This is a genomic window from Spirosoma flavum (assembly GCF_042686045.1).
Taxonomy (GTDB): Bacteria; Bacteroidota; Bacteroidia; order Cytophagales; family Spirosomataceae; genus Spirosoma; species Spirosoma flavum.
In genome coordinates this window covers 22,636-42,469 of sequence record NZ_JBHUOM010000035.1, presented here as the reverse complement: position 1 = coordinate 42,469, position 19,834 = coordinate 22,636, and the positions used below count along the sequence as shown (strand labels likewise).

Annotated in this window: 15 protein-coding genes and 1 pseudogene; 11 read left to right on the top strand and 5 right to left on the bottom strand. The window is 54.2% G+C overall.

The genetic code is table 11. The annotated features are described in order from the left end of the window. Positions 1-231: 231 nt before the first annotated feature. The 4 genes and pseudogenes from ACFS25_RS27430 to ACFS25_RS27415 all read left to right on the top strand — a co-directional run bounded on the left by ACFS25_RS27430 (position 232) and on the right by ACFS25_RS27415 (position 6,357). Positions 232-570, top strand: a complete 339-nt coding sequence (locus ACFS25_RS27430; RefSeq protein ID WP_381507715.1) for a hypothetical protein — start codon at positions 232-234, stop codon at positions 568-570. After that, positions 500-2,740 (top strand): annotated as a pseudogene (locus ACFS25_RS27425) (TonB-dependent receptor); the annotation flags it as partial. The gene ACFS25_RS27430 and the pseudogene ACFS25_RS27425, both read left to right, overlap by 71 nt. 723 nt (positions 2,741-3,463) lie before the next feature. Continuing rightward, positions 3,464-5,119 carry an alpha-amylase family glycosyl hydrolase gene (locus ACFS25_RS27420; protein ID WP_381507713.1) on the top strand — a complete coding sequence of 552 codons (1,656 nt, stop codon included), beginning with the start codon at positions 3,464-3,466 and terminating at the stop codon, positions 5,117-5,119. 74 nt (positions 5,120-5,193) lie between these two features. Next, on the top strand, positions 5,194-6,357 hold the full coding sequence (locus ACFS25_RS27415; protein ID WP_381507710.1) for a dipeptidase: 1,164 nt from the start codon (positions 5,194-5,196) through the stop codon (positions 6,355-6,357). Between the two features lie 42 nt (positions 6,358-6,399). Here the strand turns inward: ACFS25_RS27415 and ACFS25_RS27410 are convergent, their stop codons facing one another. Beyond that, positions 6,400-7,293, bottom strand: a complete 894-nt coding sequence (locus ACFS25_RS27410) for a helix-turn-helix domain-containing protein (RefSeq protein WP_381507707.1) — start codon at positions 7,291-7,293, stop codon at positions 6,400-6,402. A gap of 137 nt (positions 7,294-7,430) precedes the next feature. Here ACFS25_RS27410 and ACFS25_RS27405 point away from each other — a divergent pair, with 137 nt between their 5' ends. The 7 genes from ACFS25_RS27405 to ACFS25_RS27375 all read left to right on the top strand — a co-directional run bounded on the left by ACFS25_RS27405 (position 7,431) and on the right by ACFS25_RS27375 (position 14,638). Continuing rightward, entirely contained in the window at positions 7,431-9,014 is a 1,584-nt protein-coding gene (locus tag ACFS25_RS27405; RefSeq protein ID WP_381507704.1) for a subtype B tannase, read from the top strand. Between the two features lie 44 nt (positions 9,015-9,058). Next, a complete protein-coding gene (locus ACFS25_RS27400; RefSeq protein ID WP_381507702.1) occupies positions 9,059-10,363 on the top strand; it encodes an MFS transporter in 1,305 nt (434 codons plus the stop codon). Further along, entirely contained in the window at positions 10,360-11,364 is a 1,005-nt protein-coding gene (locus ACFS25_RS27395; RefSeq protein ID WP_381507700.1) for a VOC family protein, read from the top strand. Before ACFS25_RS27400 ends, ACFS25_RS27395 begins: the two co-directional genes overlap by 4 nt. Positions 11,365-11,441: 77 nt before the next feature. Beyond that, complete coding sequence (locus tag ACFS25_RS27390) at positions 11,442-12,161, top strand: PIG-L deacetylase family protein (protein WP_381507697.1); 720 nt, start codon at positions 11,442-11,444, stop codon at positions 12,159-12,161. Between the two features lie 5 nt (positions 12,162-12,166). Further along, positions 12,167-12,766 carry a 4-carboxy-4-hydroxy-2-oxoadipate aldolase/oxaloacetate decarboxylase gene (locus tag ACFS25_RS27385; protein ID WP_381507695.1) on the top strand — a complete coding sequence of 200 codons (600 nt, stop codon included), beginning with the start codon at positions 12,167-12,169 and terminating at the stop codon, positions 12,764-12,766. Continuing rightward, positions 12,753-13,559 carry an NAD(P)-dependent oxidoreductase gene (locus ACFS25_RS27380; RefSeq protein ID WP_381507692.1) on the top strand — a complete coding sequence of 269 codons (807 nt, stop codon included), beginning with the start codon at positions 12,753-12,755 and terminating at the stop codon, positions 13,557-13,559. The genes ACFS25_RS27385 and ACFS25_RS27380 overlap by 14 nt, the downstream gene beginning before the upstream one ends. Then, complete coding sequence (locus ACFS25_RS27375; protein WP_381507690.1) at positions 13,559-14,638, top strand: 4-oxalomesaconate tautomerase; 1,080 nt, start codon at positions 13,559-13,561, stop codon at positions 14,636-14,638. The genes ACFS25_RS27380 and ACFS25_RS27375 overlap by 1 nt, the downstream gene beginning before the upstream one ends. Positions 14,639-14,646: 8 nt before the next feature. Here ACFS25_RS27375 and ACFS25_RS27370 read toward each other — a convergent pair whose 3' ends face one another. From ACFS25_RS27370 to ACFS25_RS27355, 4 genes are read right to left on the bottom strand one after another with little or no spacing between them, the layout of a single operon-like run. Next, positions 14,647-15,333, bottom strand: a complete 687-nt coding sequence (locus ACFS25_RS27370; RefSeq protein WP_381507688.1) for a PepSY-associated TM helix domain-containing protein — start codon at positions 15,331-15,333, stop codon at positions 14,647-14,649. After that, complete coding sequence (locus ACFS25_RS27365) at positions 15,278-16,801, bottom strand: DUF2271 domain-containing protein (RefSeq protein WP_381507687.1); 1,524 nt, start codon at positions 16,799-16,801, stop codon at positions 15,278-15,280. Before ACFS25_RS27365 ends, ACFS25_RS27370 begins: the two co-directional genes overlap by 56 nt. Before the next feature lie 37 nt (positions 16,802-16,838). Beyond that, positions 16,839-18,689 carry a TolB family protein gene (locus tag ACFS25_RS27360; protein ID WP_381507685.1) on the bottom strand — a complete coding sequence of 617 codons (1,851 nt, stop codon included), beginning with the start codon at positions 18,687-18,689 and terminating at the stop codon, positions 16,839-16,841. Between the two features lie 32 nt (positions 18,690-18,721). After that, a complete protein-coding gene (locus tag ACFS25_RS27355) occupies positions 18,722-19,816 on the bottom strand; it encodes a DUF3500 domain-containing protein (RefSeq protein ID WP_381507683.1) in 1,095 nt (364 codons plus the stop codon). Between the last annotated feature and the right edge of the window lie 18 nt (positions 19,817-19,834).

Here is a 19,834-nt window from a genome sequence, read left to right as displayed (position 1 = left end):
TTTGGATCAATGTACCGGATGGATTGACCGGCCTGAGTTGGTACCGCCATTCGGGAGCGCACCGGGCTGGCTGAACCGGGTTGTCGTGGAATTCCTGAGTACGATGAATCAGAGTGGTCCCACCTTTGACGTACCTGGTTCCTCCTATCAGGGGCCGACAATTACTTCGATCATGGTCAGTATCGGGAGGACTGGTCCTACCTGGGCCGCCCGATTGGTACGCCCTTTATTATGCCGCAGAGCGATGCACAGACCGCAGCCAAAGGCAATGTATTCTTCCCTAACAATCGGGTGGCGATGGGATATGTGGGGGCCGGTGGACAAGACGGAAAGGCACTGGACTGGACATTCCGTCTCTCGTATAGCCGGAATTACGGTACGTTTTCTAACCCCTATCCCATTCCCTATGGTCAGTTATCAGCCCTGGCCAGCGTTCAATGGGTACTGCTCCGATTTGCCAACACACAGTTGACGGCTTCCGTAGCCATGGATCAGGGGCAACACCCAACTGCCGCTGCGTGGGGTAACCGTGCAGCTTGTCGGACTGGAGAAGGCCACGCTAACCGATGAACTGGGCCGATACCATTTTGGTCAACTGGTATCCTCGCCTTACAAACTGGAATTTTCGTACGTGGGTTATGCCTCCCTTGTGCAGGAAGCAACGGTCATCGACGACAAAACGACGCATATTCAAACGAGTTTGACCATTGCGCCGGTAACCTTAAACACGGTAACAGTATCGGCCCTGAAGGCACATGACCAGCAATTAATCAGCAGCCTGGATATTCGATTGCGTCCGATTATCAACTCACAGGAAATCTTACGACTTGTACCCGGTTTATTCATTGGGCAACATGCAGGGGGCGGTAAGGCTGAACAGATATTCTTACACGGTTTCGATCTGGACCACGGTACTGATATTCGCCTAACTGTCGATGGCATGCCGGTTAATATGGTTTCGCACGCGCACGGACAGGGATATGCTGACCTGCACTTTGTGATTCCTGAGTTGGTTTACGGTGTGGACTTTAAAAAAGGGCCATACACCACCGATAAAGGCAATTTAGCGACGGCCGGTTGGGTTGATTTTAGGACCCGCATCACCTTAGACCGGTCGTTCGCCAAACTGGAAGCGGGGCCATACAATACCGTCCGGGCTGTCACGGGGCTGAATCTGCTGGGACCGGGCCGCGTTCGGCCGAAAGGTCTGTTTAGCCGCCATAAAGACAGCGCTGATTATAACCGAAATCCGTCGGCTTATGTAGCCTCGGAATACGCCTACAGTGATTCGTATTTTAATAACCCCCAGCATTTCAAGCGACTCAATGTACTGGGTAAATACCATGGTCATCTGGGAACCAATACGAACCTGACGCTGACAGGCTCAACTTTCTGGAGCAAGTGGAATCACTCCGGTCAGATCCCGGATCGGGCGGTTGACTCAGGAGTAGTGGACTGGTTCGGCTCTATTGACCCAACTGAAGGTGGCGAAACCAGCCGGATCAATGTCAATGCTCAATTGGTAACAGTTACGCCCCGCCACCATACCATCAAAAACCAGTTCTTCTACAGCAACTACAACTTCGAACTGTATTCCAACTTCATCTTCTTCCTGAAAGACACCGTCAACGGCGATCAGATTCGGCAGAAAGAACGTCGGAATCTGTTTGGCTACAATGGCAGCTATTCTACCCAAATGAGCGTAGGAAAAACCAACTGGACAACGACAGTGGGCGCTCAATACTGCTAGGACTTGAGGCAAGGGACGGAATTGTCGCATACCAATAATCGGGTTGAGATAGTAAATCAGATTCAGTTGGGTAACGTTAACGAAATCAATGTCGCTCTTTATGCCGATGAGGTGGTGGCCGTATCCAATCGTTTCACGGTCAACGCGGGCGTTCGCGTCGATTATTTCCGCAGTCAGTACGAAGACATGCTGGCCCTGTCGAGCGCGGCCTCAGCCAGTACGACCAAGCGGGCAACCCAGGCTATCGTATCCCCTAAACTCAATGTCTATTACACCATCAACCCAAGTCTTCAGCTTTATTTGAACACGGGTAAAGGATTTCATTCCAATGACGCTCGGGTGGTTACAGCCCAGAACGGCCGGGAGATTTTACCCGGTGGGTATGGGTCAAACCTGGGGATCATCGTTAAGCCGGTCCCCAAACTGCTCATCAACGCGGCTGCCTGGTATTTATGGCTACAGCAGGAATTTGTCTACGTGGGGGATGAAGGGGTGGTTGAGCCAAGTGGTCGATCAAGGCGGGCAGGGATTGATGTTTCGGCCCGTTATCAACCCACCAACCGGGTGGTCGGCTCCAATTTGTTTGCGGATATTGATCTGAACACGGCTAATCCCCGATCATTGGATGCCGAAGCCGGTAAAAACTATTTACCTCTGGCGCCCTTGTTTACCTCAACCGGTGGTCTGTCGCTACAAACCGCGCACGGGTTAAATGGCTCGTTACGCTACCGGTACATGGCCAATCGACCAGCCAACGAAGAGAATACGATAATAGCTAAAGGCTATTTTGTAACTGATTTGCAGGTGAATTATGCGCTTCGGCAGCACACGTTTGGGCTGTCAGTTCAGAACTTGCTCAACACGCGCTGGAAAGAAACGCAGTTAGATACCGAGAGCCGCCTGAGAGGAGAAGTAGCCCCGGTCGAAGAGATTCACTTCACGCCAGGTACGCCGTTTTTCGCCCGGTTAAGTTACACACTGTTTTGGTGAAATAGCCAGTCGGGTGGCGCTCCTTACCCTCGGCAAAAGCAGAAAGGCCCTCAAAAAGACTGAAATAATTCGTTACCTGATTTTATAAATGTCAGGAGTGAGCTGCCAAATGGACACAGCCAATTTCTTTATTAAGCAGGGACTTCAACTAACCTAATGAGTTAACCTATCTTGGGTCAGCGACAAACCTGATCAAAACGGATACTATTAGAACATCGCTCCGTAAAATTCCCGACCAACGGCTATATTTACCATAAGCACATACGCTTTAGAAAACTCCGTTACCTGATAGGCAGTAACTGCCGTATGCAACCGGAATTTGACGTAGACAATGTGTATCGATATTAATCAGCCAATCGGTTGTCATGTACAGCCTGAACCGGGACGGCAGTATGGTAAAGTACGCCAAACCGCTGCTGGAAACCCCTGTTTTCAACGGGTATTTCCTCAAGTGAGCAGCCGCTCAATCACCAGTTCAAATTACTCCGGATGGGCTGTGGGCCGGAGGATAGGGAAATTAAGTAGTCTGCCGAGTTTAAACACTGACTGGGTGCTAAACAAGTCAAGTACACTTATATAATGACACCAGGGGGCATACCTGGCTGTTTTGGGAACGTAATTTACTTTCGTTTGTGCACCTTCTTTTCCACTGATCCCTTACGGATAGTCCCTTTTAGCATCCGTAAGGGATCAATTTAAAGTAACATGTCTTGACTTAAAAATATGAGAACCCTTTTTTGTTTTTTGATTGGCTGGCTTACAACGACGCTGGTTGCAGCACAAACCCATCCCAACTGGATTAAACAGGCCGTGTTTTACCAGATTTACCCCTCCTCGTTTCAGGATAGTGATGGAAACGGTATCGGGGATCTTAAAGGTATTCAGTCTCGCCTGGACTATATTCAGTCGCTCGGCATCAATACCATATGGCTTAATCCCATTTTCAAATCGGCGTTTCAAGACGGGGGTTATGATGTTATCGATTTCTATGAAGTTGATCCACGATTCGGATCAAATACTGGCCTTGTAGACTTTGTCAATCAAGTGCACAAACGAGGCATGCATGTGGTGCTCGATCTGGTGGCCGGCCACTCCTCTAACCAAAGCGAATGGTTTAAACAGTCCATGCAAGCCGATACCAATTTGCGATATAGTAATTATTATATATGGGCTCCCCATAAACCGACTGATTTAACGCAGCAGGAAGCCTCTCGTTGGGTGGAGGCTAATGCGCCAAGAGGTAAGTATTACATAAAAAACTTCTACGATATCCAGCCGGCCCTGAACTTCGGCTACGCCAAGCCCAATCCAAATCATCCCTGGGAACAGCCAGTAGACGCCCCCGGCCCCCAGGCGGTACGGAGTGAACTTAAAAATGTCATTACCTTCTGGATGGAAAAAGGGGTTGACGGTTTTCGGGTGGATCTGGCCGCCAGCCTGATTAAGAACGACCCGGATAAAAAAGCCACTATAGCTTTGTGGAACGAGTTGAATGCCTGGTTCGACGAAAAATTCCCTAACGGTCTGTTGATTGCTGAGTGGTTTAATCCCAAACAATCGATCGCTGCGGGCTTTGATATCGATTTTCTGAAGCCCGGTCACCTGTTTTCCCCCTTTGAACGAGGTCAAAAAGCACCGGCCAAGGTCTATTTTGATAAAGCTGGTGAGGGAGCTATTATAAACTGGTATACCGATTTTAGGGATCAGTATGAGAGTACATTAAACAAAGGGTATATCTCCCTGCCAACTGGTAATCATGATTCTCCCCGGATTGCCGATTCCAGCCGTCATGACCCTGACCAATTAAAAGTGGCCATGACCTTTCTGCTCACCTTACCCGGCATCCCCTTTGTTTATTATGGGGATGAAATCGGCATGAACTATATTCCTAATTCGCCGGATGTAGAAGGCAGCCATGCCCGGTCGGGCACGCGTACACCTATGCAGTGGGATGGGAGTCAAAATGCCGGTTTCTCGGCGGCTTCAACGAACAAGATTTATATACCCCAGGACCCTGATCCTAACCGGCCAACGGTTGCCAAACAGGACAAAGACTCTAATTCACTCCTGAACTATGTCCGGAAATTACTAGCTCTTCGGGCCTCTTCTCCGGCACTAGGTAGCGAAGGTGAATGGGCCTTGGTTAGTGACGTGAATAAGCCGTATCCAATTATTTACCGCCGGTTTAATGGTGCTGACCGCTATATCATTCTCATCAACCCATCCGGCAATCCCGTGAAAGCAGATGTACCCACCATGAAGGCGAAGCAAGCCCGCTATGTGTTTGGTACTTCCGAAAAAAGCAACTACACCATTGGCAAGGGTACCGATGCGGTCACGGTACCGGCCGTTTCAGCCGCCATTTATAAACTCGATTAAACGTAAACGGAAGATTTCGGAACCGTTAGTCCCAAACCACTTTGGATGAAACCGGCCATTCTTACTTAAACCATATGAATACGTCAAAACAGGAATACTCCCGGCGGAAGTTTATTGCCACCGTAACCGGGGCAGGGGCAGCGATAATGCTAAACCCGGTATTGTCATGGGCAGTCAACGAACCCGACCCACGGGTAGCGGACATTGTAGCCAAAACGATTGGCATCGATACCCACAACCATATCGATGTTCCCGTCACCGCAGCCGAGGTCCCCGGTCCCAAACTCGACTTTGCTGGCGAGATGAAACGCTCGGGCTTATCGGCTATCTGCATGACCTTCTCCGTCGACCGGCCCGCGCTGGTCAACCCGGGAGAAGCCTACGAGCGGTACAAGAATGCGTTGGCGTCAATGGACAACATGCTGACCCAAAACGGCGTGAAGCGCTCCTTGAACATGGCTGACTTAGGCGCAGCACATTCTACGCACCAGCCGACCGTCATCCAATCGGTGGAGGGTGGCCACTTTCTGGAGGGGCATTTGGAGCGGCTGGAAGAGGCTTATAAACGCGGATTGCGCCATCTCGGGCTGCTCCACGACAATGATGCGTCAGTGCCGTTGGGCGACGTTTACACAAACCCTCCTCAGTGGGGAGGGCTGACCGCGTTTGGAGCTGACGTCATCAGGGAGTGCGACCGATTGGGTATTCTGGTCGACCTGACGCACGCCAGTAATGAAACGGTGAACGCGGCCCTCAAGGTAGCGACCAAACCCGTGATCCTATCGCACACGGGCCTCGATACCCAATTGGGTCAGAATGAGCGCATGGCCGGTATGATGAAACCAAGGCTCATCAGCAAAGAGCAGGCTAAAATCGTTGCCAATACGGGTGGCGTAATTGGCGTATGGACACACTTAGCCGACACGCCACTGGCGTATGCCCGGAATGTCAGGGCGTTGGTGGATGTCATCGGTATCGACCATGTCTGCATCGGCACCGATACCAAGCTAACTCCGTCTTATAGACCTCCAGGTGCCCAGAATGGCCCCGGCGGTGGTCAAAAAGGCGAACGGATCGGCGAACGCACAAATGGGGCCTGGGCCGACCAGACGGTCGGGTTCTATTACGCCGTTGTCGACGCCTTGTTAACGGTTGGCTTTTCCGAAGATGAAATCGGCAAGGTAGGCGGTGGTAACTTCTGCCGCGTATTTGATGCGGCCACGGCGGGTCACCGCTAACGGTCGACCGGTAACCGGTCTTACGTAGCCAGTTTGGGGGAACTAATCATTTGGTTTCCCCTCCCGAAATTGGGTAGGCGACACGCCCATGTGCTTTCGGAAAAATTTGGCGAAGTAGTTCGGGTACTCGAAATGCAGCAGGTACGCAATCTCCGACACCGAATAGGTGGTATAGGTCAGGTACTTGCAGGCTTCGTCCAGAATATGCTGCTGCACCAGTTGGCTGGCCGACTTTCCGGCAACTGCCTGACAAATCCGGTTTAGATGAACGGGCGTAATGGCCAGTTCGTCGGCAAATTGAGTAATCGTATGGGTAGTTCCTACCTGCCTGACCCGTTGCCGAAACTGCCGAAAATAGCGTTGGGGCAGGTTGTTGGGACTGTTTTGTATGGTTTCGTTTTGCTGCTGTAGCCGATACAGAATAATAAAGAGTCGTTGTAAAATCAGGTGCAGCATGGCACGCTTTTCAAGCTGTTCACCGAATAATTCCTCGTCGATCTGGGCAATTAGTTGCCCAACGGCCTGAGCCGAGTAAGGCTCCTCAAACGCCTGAATGCACTGTACCGATCCCAGCATGGGCTTCAGGGCCGAGGTATCCGGGAACAGGCTCTCCAGCAAGGCATCGGATAAGGTCAGGATACGGCCTTTGGTATCCGGCGTATAGATGAGACCGTGCAGCGCCGTTGGCGGAATCAACAGTACCACCGGCCCCGTAAGCTGGTGTTTTTGCGTAGCTTCCGACAACTCAACTCCGCCCGATTCGACAAAAAAAAGTTGGAATAAGTGGGCGTGAGTGTGGGGGTGAATCACCCAATCGAAGGTGAGGCTACGGGTTTCGAGCAGTTCAGAGAACAGGTACTCGCTATCAGGCCGAGCCCCGTCAGGCGGAGCGGCAGCCTCACCATATAATCCGTCGAACTGGGTAATGCGTTTCATTAGGGCAAAGTTACGGGACGGCCACTAAAGCTTTGCAAATAATGTTCGATTTATAGCTACCAAAGGCTCATTCGTATCCGACGTAACCAGAGAGCAGTACCCAACTTTGTTGTTATATTTCTTATTCATTCATACAGATGGCTGTAGCCCGTTTATTTCTATTGCTAACTACACTGACAATCTGTGCTGTTTGGGCGCAGGCCCAACCACCGGGCGATAGGCTAACGGCTAACCCGGTAGACAGCCAAAAAAACTTGTCTGCTGTGGTCTATGCCGATAAATCAACGGCTCATGCGTTAGATAGTTATCTGTCGGTTCAGAATGTCAGTTCCCCGCCGGACGATCCGTTGGCCTTCAACCCCAACCGTAAATCGACCACAGGTACCCTCACCTTTTTGGATGGAAAAACGGTTAACTACCGGTCCTACGAAGTCATTTACTACGTGGCAAATGTGGCTGATTCGGCGTATCAGTACCTGAATGTATACATCCCCGAGTCGGCCTATACCAATAACAGCAAAACGCCTGTTTTCTTCAGAACCTATGTAGGCGGTTATTTTTCGTCCAAAGCGCAGGCCCCGGTCAACACCGATGCGTCGGGACGAGCCTTGCAGGAAGGGTATGTCGTCGTTATCCCCGGTGCTCGCGGCTGGAATGCCAACGTGACTAAACCCGATGCCAGTACGGTTTATACCGGCCGGGCACCCGCTGGTATTGTGGACCTGAAAGCTGCCATCCGGTACCTGCGCCACAACGACGCGGTGATGGCGGGGGACGCCGAACGCATCATTACCGACGGCACCAGCGCCGGTGGGGCCATGTCTTCACTGCTGGGCGCTACGGGCAACCATCCGGCCTACGAACCTTACTTGCAGGCGTTGGGTGCGGCTCAAGCACGAGATGACGTCTTTGCCACAGTCGCTTACTGCCCGATCATCGACCTGGATCATGCGGATATGGTTTATGAGTGGCTGTACAGCGGAACGAACACGGGTGTACGTTCCCTATCGTCGGCTCAGGCAGCGATATCCAATGAACTGGCCGCCCAGTTTCCTGCCTATCAGAAAAGTCTCGGCCTGAAAATGCCTGATGGCACACCCCTGACCGCCGATAACTACCGGGATTATATCAAGTCTTTCCTTATTAAATCGGCTCAGAAAGCAAAGGACGCGGGGGCAGATATGCCAGCCAATTCGGGTGTAAAACTGAACACCGGCTTTAGGGGGTCGCCGGGCGAATTCGTGGTAAACATTGACCTCGACACCTACCTGAATTATGTTGTCGGTAAAACTCCGCTGAAAACTCCCCCGGCCTTCGACAAAATGGGTACCCTTGGCCCGGATGCTACACCTGAAAATCAGGTATTTGGCGACGTGACCGGCAAGCCCACGAACTACACCGACTTCAGTCTGCGAAAAGCTACCGGTAACCCGGTAGCGACCGTGGATAAGACGATCAGCGACCGGGTATATCTGATGAACCCGATGAACTTTATCGGCGACACGAAGGCCACCTCGACAAAGAACTGGTACATCCGCCACGGAGCCAGTGACCGCGACACGGGCTTCCCCATCCCGATTAATCTGTACACGAAGTTGATTAACAAGGGGTATGAAGTAGACTTTGCCCTGCCCTGGAATAGACCGCATAGCGGTGATTATAACCTAGATGATGTATTCTCGTGGATGGATAAAGTGGTCAAAGCGGCAAAAAAACGATAATTTCAACGATAGTCTTGTCCTGACCTAACCTACTCATTTTTGCCATGATCACTACGCCCTCCATCGTTGCAAATATCCCGACAGAGCGGCTGGTGGGCATTCGCCTATCCAGTATACTCATCTGTTTTCTGATGAACCTGCTCGATGATATGGATGTATTGGTAATTTCCTATACGGCCCCGGCCATTGCCAGAGAGTGGGGTACTGCACCTGCTAACCTGGGTTTGGTGTTTAGTGTGGGCTTGCTGGGCATGGCCGTAGGGGCGATGTTCTTAGCCTCGCAGGCGGATGTAATCGGTCGGCGACGGATTATTCTACTGTCGGCCGGGCTGATGGGCGGATGCGTATTGGCCACGATCTATGTGCAGTCGGTGCCCATGCTGGTGGTGGCCCGGTTTGTGAGTGGGGTCGGTATTGGCAGTATGCTGGCGAGTACGACCACGCTGACGGCCGAGTATGCGCCCGTTCGCACCAAAGATTTCTGGGTGAGCTTCGTTATGTCGGGATACCCGATTGGGGCGGTTCTGTCGGGCATTGCGGCCGCCCATATTATTCCCGACTATGGCTGGCGGGCTATGTTCAGTATGGCAGGTATGGCTACGCTGTTTACAGTACCCATCATCTATTTCTTTCTGGCCGAATCGCTCGATTTTCTGCTCAAGACCCAGCCTAAAGGGGCATTAAAGCAGGCCAATGAGCTGATCCGAAAGATGGGCCGCACGTCCCTTGCTGAACTTCCTCCGCTGCAAGCCACTGTAACAAAAGCCGCTGTCAACGAACTTTTTTCCGGCCACCGCCGAACGGCCACTTTACTTCTCTGGACCGCCCTGTTCATGGCCTTTGCCACCTTGTATTTCCTGACCATGTGGATACCTAAACTGGCGGCCAATGCCGGTCTGCCCATGCGTTTAGCCATCTATGCCGGGACCGTATTTAATCTGGGTGCTTTTTTTGGCATCGTCACGCAGGGGTATCTGTCGGCGCGGCTGGGTTTACAACGGGTTATTTGCGGATTCCTGCTTGTAACGGCCAGTCTGATGATTGTTTTCGGCTTCGTGAGCGGCTCCGCTTTTGTATTGGTGCTGTTCGGGCTGATTGGCTTCGGAGTTCAGGGAGGCTTTGTGGGTATGTACTCGCTGGCGGCCAAACTTTATCCTACTCGCGTCCGGGCAACCGGTGTAGGCTGGGCGGTCGGGGCCGGACGCATTGGCGCCGTGGCAGGCCCACTCGTGGGTGGCCTGCTGATTGGTACGGGGTGGTCAATGTCGGCTAATTTCATGCTGTTTGCCATTCCGGCACTCATTGCCGGGTTCATTATCTTACGAATACGTTTATCCGATCCATTATGAACAACCCTATTCACGACACTGTCTGGGATCTCGCCCACCTTGCCCATGTCGAAATGCTGACCCCCAAACTCGACGCGAGTACCCGCTTCTTCACGGAGATTATGGGCATGTCCATCAGTGCAGTACAGGGTGACTCGATCTATCTGCGGGCGTACGACGACTACGAGCATCATACCTTGAAATTAACGGCCAGTTCGCAGGCGGGTATGCGGCATTTTGCCTGGCGTACCCGCAGCCCGCAGGCCCTAACCCGGCGTGTGGCGGCAATTGAACAAACCCCGTACGCCATCGGCTGGAATGAAGGCGACCTTGGCCACGGCCCGGCTTACCAATTTCACTCGCCCGACGGTCACCTGACCGAGATCTATTTCGAAACGGAAAAGTACCGCCCCGACCCGCAAGACCAGTCAGCCCTGAAAAATACGGCCAGTAAGTTTCCGGGCCGGGGTATCAACGTCCGGCGTATCGACCACCTTAACCTGTTTGCCGCCGACGTACGGGCCTTCCGCGATTTTCAACTGGAAACGCTGGGCGGCATCCTAACCGAAACTATCGTGGATGATCTGGAAAACCTGAATCCCCGTGCCGTGTGGTTTATGGTCAATTCAAAATCATACGATCTGGCCGTTACGCTTGATTATTTGGGCCTTCAGGGGCGCTTTCACCACGTTACGTATGTGGTTAACAGCCGGGAAGAGGTGCTGATCGCTGCCGACATCTGCTTGGAAAACGGCATTTCTATCGAGACCGGGCCCCACAAGCACACTATTCAGCAGACGTTTTTTCTCTACGTCTACGAACCTGGTGGCAACCGCGTTGAAATTGCCAACACAACCGCCCGGCTCATCACCGATCCCGATCACCAGACGGTTGTCTGGACACAGGAAGAGCGTAGAAAAGGGCAAGCCTGGGGCCTGCCCACCATACCCAGTTTTCACACACAAGGCACCCCAATGCCGGTATCAACGAGTGAATTGGGGAATGGGCGAATGAGCCAATAACTCCTGTAAAGCAACGCATCTACCCAGCAATCACTCACCGCGTGGGCGGCCCCGTCGCTCATTCACTACCTCACTCCATGCAAAAGAAACTACTTGTCATCGGTGCTCACTCAGGCGATTTTGTCTGGCGGGCGGCTGGCACTATCGCGAAGGCGCTGGAAGAAGGAGCCGAAACACTCGTCGTTGCCCTGTCGTATGGCGAACGGGGCGAGTCGGGCGAACTCTGGAAAGAAGACCCTAACCGCAGTGTCGAGAGCGTAAAGGTGATCCGTCACGAGCAGGCGCAGCGGGCCGCCGACATCCTGGATACGCCCATTCAGTTTCTGGACTGGGGCGATTATCCGGTGTTATTGACCAACGAACGCGTTGAACAACTGACCAACCTCGTTGGCGATTTCGAGCCGACCGTCATCTTGACCCACTCGGAAAAAGACCCATTTAACCCCGACCATCCGCTGGCGTTTCAGGCGGTGCAACGGGCGCGGCTGCTTTCGTCGGGCGCGGGGGTACCGAGTGCGTTCAAGAACATCGACCCGCCCGTCTGGTATTCGTTTGAGCCCCACCAGCCCGAATTATGCGGATTTGTGCCGGATACGTTCATGGATATTACGTCGGTGATGGAAAAGAAGCAGGGTGCTATGGTCTGCATGGGGGCACAAACCTACCTGCGCGACTACTACGCCGAACTGGCGGCCCGGCGCGCCAACCATGCCCGCCGGATTTCGGGCCAGAAACACATTCAGTTTGCGGAGTGCTTTCAATGTCAGGTGCCAAGGGTGACGGCCACTATTTTTTAAAACGTATGGACTACTTACAACTGGCTAAATTCTCGGCTGCCACGCTGCACGAAGCCCTCGGCAAGATCGGTAACCTGCCCTCTGCCGTCAAGCCGATTGCGTCGAGCATGAAAATTTGCGGACCCGCCTATACGGTACAGACGATGCCTCGCGATAACAAGATTTTGCACCGGGCTTACGCCAATGCCCAGCCTGGCAACGTGCTGGTAGCGCACTGCTCGGACTATTATGAAGCCGGGTACTGGGGTGACCTGATGAGTCTGGGAGCTAAAACCAGAGGCATTGCCGGACTGGTCATCGACGCCTGCGTTCGCGATGCCGACGACATCGAAGCCATGAATTTTCCGGTTTTCAGCCGGGGACTTTGTATTCGGGGCACGTCGAGCTTTGAGGACGGTACGTTGAACCAACCTATCGTATTCGGCGGAGTTGTCATTCATCCGGGCGATATCATCGTGGGCGATCGCGACGGGGTGGTCGTTGTACCGCAGGGGCTCATTGGAGAAGTTATTGAAAAAGCCCATGCCCGCGAGCTACGAGAAGCAACCATCCGCGAGCAGTTACGGCAGGGTAAAACGTCGATTCAGATATATGGGTGGGAATAAGTTAACCATCGCCATTCTTGGCTTAGGCGAAGCAGGGAGCCATTTCGCCAATGATTTGGTCGGGCCACGCTTGGTGGCATTCGGGGTGAATGTCGTTGGCCACGATCCAGCTCCCAAACATACCCTGCTCCCGTCAGTTAGGCTGGCGGCTAATAATGCCGATGCTGTTCGCGGAGCCGATATTATTCTAAGCGTCAACCTATCGGCTGTGGCCGAACTTGTGGCGGCCGAAGTGCTACCCGCATTACAGCCAGGACAGATTTACGCCGAAATGAACACGGCCTCGCCCGATACCAAACGAGCTGTGGCCGCGATTGTGGAACAAGCTGGTGCGATGGCTGTTGATGTGGCCATTATGGCTCCGGTACCACCTAAAGGCATTCTGAGTCCGTTTTTAGTGTCGGGTCCCGGTGCAGTTCTGTTTGCCGAAAAGCTGCGTCCATTAGGAGTAGATATTACGGTGTTGAGTGATGAAATGGGCGAGGCTGCTACGCGCAAGTTGCTCCGGTCGATTGTGTATAAAGGCATGGCGGCTGTGATTGGCGAGGCCGTGGAAGCGAGCCGGGCGTTTGGGCTGGAGGATTACATCCGCGAACAAATCCGGTCGATTATTGGGGATAATGATGCGCTGATCGACCGGTTTCTGGAGGGTAGTAAAACCCATGCCCTGCGCCGGAGCCACGAGCTTGAGGCCGTTGTCTCGATGCTGACGGCCTGCGCCGTAGAGCCGGTTATGTCGCGGGCAACGCTGACGAGTTTGGAAAACCTCATCTTACAAAACCAGCTTTCCTGATGCCACAACGCGCCATACCGTTTATGTACTTTCGGGGGGGCTCTTCAAAGGGCCTGTTCGTCAACGCCGATGACCTGCCCACCGACCCGGCCGAACGGGACCGACTGATTCTGGGAGCGATGGAGGGCGTTGGCTCCGGCGATCCACGCCAGATTGACGGGCTGGGCGGAGGAACTTCCCTGACCAGTAAGGTAGCGGTAGTCAGCCGTTCAAAACGCCCTGATTCTGACCTGGATTACCTGTTCTTACAGGTAGTCGTCGGGAAGGGGCACATATCAGCCGGGCAGAACTGCGGCAATATCCTGGCTGGGGTATTACCGTTCGCCATTGAATCCGGGCTGTTTCCAGCGAGTGAACCGATAACTACCGCCCGCATCTACATGGTTAATACGGGTGGCCGCTGCGAGGTGATGGTACAAACCCCCAACGGGCAGATGGACTATGCAGGTTTAGCCAAAGTCGATGGTGTACCCGGCACGGCGGCTCCCATTCTGTGCAACTATCTGGATATTGCCGGATCGAGTTGCGGGGCGCTGCTCCCCACCGGTAACGTGCTGGACAGGGTGGAAGGCACCGCCGTCACATGCATCGACAATGGTATGCCCGAAGTGGTACTGCGAGCGGCTGATTTTGGGCTGACCGGCTACGAAACCCCCGCCGAACTGGAAGCCAACGACGGGCTGCGCCATCGGCTTGAACGCATCCGGCTGGCGGCCGGACCGCTGATGAATCTCAGTGATGTATCCAGTAAAACCGTACCCAAAATATGCCTGATTGCGCCACCCCGGCAGGGGGGCATGGTCAGCACCCGTACCTTTATTCCGCACACCGTTCACGAAGCCATCGGCGTTTTAGGGGCCATCTCGACCGCTACGGCCTGCTTGCTCCCCGGCTCGGTTGCCGAGGGGATTGCGGTGTTGCCATCAACGTCTACGGCTGGCTATTCTGTCGAACACCCAACGGGTGAGTTCACCGTGCAACTCGAATTTACACTGCAAAATGACACGATGCAGGTGGGCAAGTCGGGTGTTATCCGCACCGCGCGGTTGTTAAGCCGGGGCGAAGTACTGGTCCCTTGATTGAATGGTTAAACGACCAACCACCAGTATGCCAATCCACTCGCTATGGCACCCGCCAATAACCACCCAAGGCCACTTACCCGGCGTTTCTTCAACACCAGCATCAGCAACAGGCCCGTTACCGACACCAGCGTCATAAACACCGCAGCCACGTCGATCACCCAGGCCCAGCTCCGGCCTGTGTCGCGGCCTTTGTGCAGGTCGTTCAGCACGGCCACTAGCCCCATGTTGGTTTCGGTTAGCTGATACGTTCCAACCGGGCGACGGATGAACGCATCGGTGGTATAACCGGGTCCCCGAAATGAGATACTGACCTCCCGGTCATCGATGCGAACATCACTCACGGCGCCCCGAATCCGGTGCGCCGACCGCAGGTATTCGACAAGGGCTAACTTATCCACCGTTATCGTATCGGCACCCTTTACCCAGGCGGGATTCAGACGCCCCCGGAATTCATTCGTTATGGAAGCTCCATCAAACCAGTCGGCATGATTGAGCGTCAGGCCCGTAACGGCAAAGAACAGGACCAGCACAAAACTGACCACCGACAGATAAAGGTGTAACCAACGCACCAGCCCCGCCCAGCGCAGGCCGCGAACGGGTTGGGGTGGATTGGTTGACGCGCTCCCCGGCTGACCGTTAGTGAGCCGCTGATTTCTCGCGGTAATCCAGGGCTGCGGCTGTGATTTCGACATTGCCGTTGAAGGGTTGTTGTTTTACTTTTCCGTTAAAATCCATCGTCTGCCGCATTAACTGGTAGCTGCCGTGCTCGCGGGCCGCTTCAATTAATACCGTGTATTTGCCCTGCTTCACAAATTGGCCGCTCTCATCTTTACCGTCCCAAACGAGGGTATATTCACCCGGCGAGCGGGTCGCGCTTGTCACCGAAGCGGCATTGCCGGTATCGATGCGCAAATTGTACCACTCCCGCAGTTCATGCAGCCAACGGGGTTTATTGTACCACAGGGCCAGTTGTCGTACGGGTTTTCCGGTTTCATCCTCGACCCATGCTGCCATAAACGGCCGGTGCGACCGGCCTTCAAAGCGCGCCAGTTCAACCGTGATGAGCAATTCCTGACTGGGATTCCACAGTTTGTCCTTCGCCGGTACTGAAAGCAGATGTACGGTCGTCAGTAACGTTGGGGTCGGCACAACCTCAGACGAGGGCTGGGCAACGCCCGGCCAGCCCGCACTGGTGATCGATTGCCCGTCGCGGTTGACCAGCAGGTATTCTGAACCGGGCAGCCGGGCAGCCAGTGATGCGCTGTCGGACGGTGCCAGTACGTTAAAGGCCGTAGCCAGTGCACCCGCCGTGACGGCATCGGGATGTAGCACCGTGGCACTGATGATGGCGTGGGCAGGCAATCCCGTACGCGGGTCCATGATATGCGACACCCACTCACGTCCAATTTGTGTTCCCCTGCGGTAATCGCCACTCGTGGCAACAGTCTGGTTTTGTACGAAAAACCGGGCTAGAGGTGCCGCGTTTTCGGCATAAGCACGGGGATTAGCAACGGCTATCGACTCCTGCCAGTTGCCGCGTACAAGAATGTCACCCCCGCTGTTAAGCACCAGTCCATTGAGGCCCGGCTCGTTCAAGGCAGTTTCAGCCGCCCGGTCCAGTATGTAGCTCTTGACGAAGGTATGCAGTCGAAGTGGGGTCTGGGTCAGGCGGGTAGCGGTCCTGGCGTTGGCATCAAGCTGCCAGTGGATTTGGCCCACTTCGGTAACGGTCCGCAGAAGGTCCGTGTCGGCGGGTTTCTGACCCGACTGAGCGGCTTTCTGCCAAAGCTGGCCTATGTGTTCGGCAGCGGCATTGAGCGCACCGTTTGTTTGCGTCCGCCATGAATCGAACCGGCTTAAGACGTCAAACAAGTCGTCAGATAATACAGTGGCTTCACCCATCGGAGCGGCTAACCACCGGCTAAACTCGCTGTCGGGCCGGTAACTGCTCAATACAGCGTTGAGCCGGTCGATCTCGGCCAGAATCGACCGTTCCGCCTGCCGGGCTACAGCCCACGATTGGGCTGCCAGTTTGACGCTGAATGACGTACCAAGCACATGGTCAAAGTGAGCGATGAAAAGCCCCGGCGAATCTGCATGAACCGGGACTGCTGCTACAGGCACGAGCAGCGACAAGGAGATGAAGGGACGTATTTTCATAATTTTGAGAGGCCCATGCTGCTGTTAACAAGACAATTTAGTGATGGGTATTTTGGGGGACAAAGCGGGGCATCGAGTCTTCCCAGGGACTGTCAGTCAAGGCCCGCTTATGGGTACCGTCTGCATTCATCATCCAGATAGTGCCATAGGGCTGAAACGTGTTGTCGAGCAGGGCTGTTTCTTCCCGAAAACCGTACTCGCCACTGTTCCACAGGATATGTTTCCCATCATCCGTCCAGACCGCGTGCGCATCGTTGGTGGGAGCAGTTGTCAACTGCGTGAGTTGCTTCCCGTCGGGGGTGATGGTGAAAACGTCAAAGTTGTTGCCCTCATGTTTGCGGGTAAACAGGATTTTTGTCCCATCCGGCGACCAGTACGGCACATTGTCGTAGTCCTTCGTCAGCACCTGCACCGAACGGTCCTCAACGTTCATAATTCGCAGCCCATGCTGATCGTTTCCCCACACCCGGTACACAATGTGCTTACCGTCGGGGGAGAAGCTTGGGAAGCCCGCGTTGGGCGTACCGTCGGTTAGGTCTTTTAGCCCGGTGCCGTCGCGTTTGACCAGCATCAGTTTAGCCTGCCGTGTCGTACGATTCTGAAAATAGCCACCAACCCCAAACACCACCGATTGGTCGTCGGGCGACCAGCCCGGCGAAAATGCTTCACCTTTGCCACTGGCGTCAAAAATACGCTTCCTATTGGACCCGTCAGCGTCCATAACCGCAATCGAGGAGTTGTCGTTTTTTTCGGTCAGCAGCAGTTTGCCATCGACTGAAAAGCTGGGGAACACGTCGGTGTAGCGGTATTCATGCTCGGAGTCCCAACTGTAAAGCAACTGGTTCTGTAGGCGGGGTTTCCAGTCCTGGCGTTCATACACTATCAATTTTCCATCGGCCGACCAGGCCGGTGACCGCAGCTTACCCTTCACTGCTTTGCCGTTGGTGTAGCCAATGCCTTCGTTGGGACCGGCTTTGGCCATAAAGCCGATGTTGTCGGCGGTCACAAACTGGGGTACTAATTTTAAGCCTTGACCAGTTGTATGCACAGTTCGCTGGCCGGTATGCACATCTACCGACACGATCTGAGCCGTTGCTTTGGGTGCCCCAAATGAAGTGCGGGCATTCCACGTATCTTCAACGGGCATTTCGTAGAACACGACCCGCCGGCCATCGGACGACCATTTAGGCGAACCCGAACAGACGCTATCCCGGGAGATTTTGCGCAGGCCCGTACCATCCGGTTTGATTAAATAAACGCGCAGTTCCTGCACATGTTCCCAGCCCGCACCGTTGCTGTGGCCTTTCCACTCTGTATTTCGGTCGGATGAAAAAGCCAGCCACTTGCCATCGGGTGACCACGCTGGCCGGAAGTAACCGTTGGGCTTATTCGGTGCGCCCGCGATGCCCTCTTGCCCCGTCAGGTTGCGCAGCTTGCGGGTTTTCAGGTTCAGTAGCCAGATGTTGGCTAAGTACTGCTCACGGGTTGAGACGAAGGCAAGCTGCGTACCGTCGGGCGAGAGGGTTGCCTGATCGTCTAAGGCAGTGCTATTGGTTAGTTGTTCCAATTCCGTACCGTCGAGATGCACTCGGTAGATATCAGCCTGTCCATCGCCCGCCCGCTCGGAGGTAAAGACAATCCATTTCCCATCGGCCGAAAACGACGGGTGGTAATCGAAGCCCTTGGTGGGTAGTAGTTTATGCTCCGCCGTACCGTCGGTATTGGCGAGGTAAAGCTCGGATACGGAGGGGCCAATCCGGTTCATCAGCATCACGTTCTTCGGCCCCGACTGCCGTTTATTCGCGCTCGACGGCGTAGGTTGGGCTACACCATACGCCCACAGCAGGGTCAACAGGGGCAGGTAAATGAGTGTTGTTCTGGTTTTCATCGTTTATGTATAGTTGATTCAGTTCGACAGGCTTAGTTGCCGCCGTAATCACTGCGATGGTCGCGCCAGACCGAGTGGGGATGCGTTGTTCCCGGAAAATCGCGGCTGGGCTGGGCCGAATATTCAATCCAGAGACCCGGCCCGTCCAGCCGCACGTAATCGCCGGGCTGATTCATGGTGCCACTACCCGAGTAGGCTACGTATGTGTCCGCTAACTCGGCCGTGTATTTAGCCAGCACCGGAGCGGCTGTTCCCGGGTCCAGATCATTGACGTACAGTTTAATGGCGTTTAACACCAGTGCTTTCTGAGCCGCCGACAGGGTGCCCACCTTCAGACCCTGTTTGGCCGTGGGAAACTGTCCGTCTCGATCGGGCCCCAGCAAAATATCCTGGAACGTCGACGACAGTTTAGCCGTGGTCTGTTCAGGGCTGCTCAGACCCGCCAGCAGCGTGGCGAAGGCCTGCCGCTCCTGCTCGACCGGCTGGTAGGTCCGGCCGTTGGCCGTTACAGCCGTCATTGGTTCGACCCCCCGGAATGAGGGGGTTACGCCGGTGACCCTGCCGCCAGCATAGGTATTAGCAAACGCGTAGTGGTGACCGCCAAACTGCAACTCCCAAAGTTCCGTGGTGCTGGGCGTGCCCAAAAAGGCCATAAAGTAATTGCCCGGTGAGAAGGTATCCGTTTTGCCGGTAGTCTTTCCGAAGTACTCGTCGGCGGCTAAATTACCTTCCAGTTCATCGAAACCCTCATTGGGTACGTGTTGGGCCATCACGTCGGCCATCAGGGCTTTGACGGCCTTAAGCTGGGCGGGATTGAGTAACCCCAGACGGATACCCACCCGCCGGGGTCGACCCGCAAACTCCGGAAAATTTGACCATTTGGTTGCATTGGCTTTTGAGTAAGGTAACTGCACAAGGGCGATCTGGTCGCTGCTCAGAGTGGCCTTGAACGCTTCGGCTAATCGAACCAATCGGGCAAGGTCACCGATCAGCACCAGGGGTGACGGGGTACCGATTGGCCGTTGGGGAGCAGGCACGGTAGTCTGCCCAGGAGTAGTCGGGCGAATGGGCACGCTGGTGAGCCAGCTAAACAGCAGCATGGCCAGCATAGACAGGGGAGAATTCATAAAGACATGGTTTAGGTG

Excerpts from the sequence above, each read along its gene's own strand:
- ACFS25_RS27380 (WP_381507692.1), top strand. The coding sequence starts at position 12,753 with ATGGGTGGGAATAAGTTAACCATCGCCATTCTTGGCTTAGGCGAAGCA.
- ACFS25_RS27385 (WP_381507695.1), top strand. The coding sequence starts at position 12,167 with ATGGACTACTTACAACTGGCTAAATTCTCGGCTGCCACGCTGCACGAA.
- ACFS25_RS27370 (WP_381507688.1), bottom strand. The coding sequence starts at position 15,333 with ATGTCGAAATCACAGCCGCAGCCCTGGATTACCGCGAGAAATCAGCGG.
- ACFS25_RS27415 (WP_381507710.1), top strand. The coding sequence starts at position 5,194 with ATGAATACGTCAAAACAGGAATACTCCCGGCGGAAGTTTATTGCCACC.
- ACFS25_RS27390 (WP_381507697.1), top strand. The coding sequence starts at position 11,442 with ATGCAAAAGAAACTACTTGTCATCGGTGCTCACTCAGGCGATTTTGTC.
- ACFS25_RS27410 (WP_381507707.1), bottom strand. The coding sequence starts at position 7,293 with ATGAAACGCATTACCCAGTTCGACGGATTATATGGTGAGGCTGCCGCT.
- ACFS25_RS27430 (WP_381507715.1), top strand. The coding sequence starts at position 232 with ATGCCGCAGAGCGATGCACAGACCGCAGCCAAAGGCAATGTATTCTTC.
- ACFS25_RS27395 (WP_381507700.1), top strand. The coding sequence starts at position 10,360 with ATGAACAACCCTATTCACGACACTGTCTGGGATCTCGCCCACCTTGCC.
- ACFS25_RS27365 (WP_381507687.1), bottom strand. The coding sequence starts at position 16,801 with ATGAAAATACGTCCCTTCATCTCCTTGTCGCTGCTCGTGCCTGTAGCA.
- ACFS25_RS27405 (WP_381507704.1), top strand. The coding sequence starts at position 7,431 with ATGGCTGTAGCCCGTTTATTTCTATTGCTAACTACACTGACAATCTGT.
- ACFS25_RS27375 (WP_381507690.1), top strand. The coding sequence starts at position 13,559 with ATGCCACAACGCGCCATACCGTTTATGTACTTTCGGGGGGGCTCTTCA.
- ACFS25_RS27420 (WP_381507713.1), top strand. The coding sequence starts at position 3,464 with ATGAGAACCCTTTTTTGTTTTTTGATTGGCTGGCTTACAACGACGCTG.
- ACFS25_RS27355 (WP_381507683.1), bottom strand. The coding sequence starts at position 19,816 with ATGAATTCTCCCCTGTCTATGCTGGCCATGCTGCTGTTTAGCTGGCTC.
- ACFS25_RS27360 (WP_381507685.1), bottom strand. The coding sequence starts at position 18,689 with ATGAAAACCAGAACAACACTCATTTACCTGCCCCTGTTGACCCTGCTG.
- ACFS25_RS27400 (WP_381507702.1), top strand. The coding sequence starts at position 9,059 with ATGATCACTACGCCCTCCATCGTTGCAAATATCCCGACAGAGCGGCTG.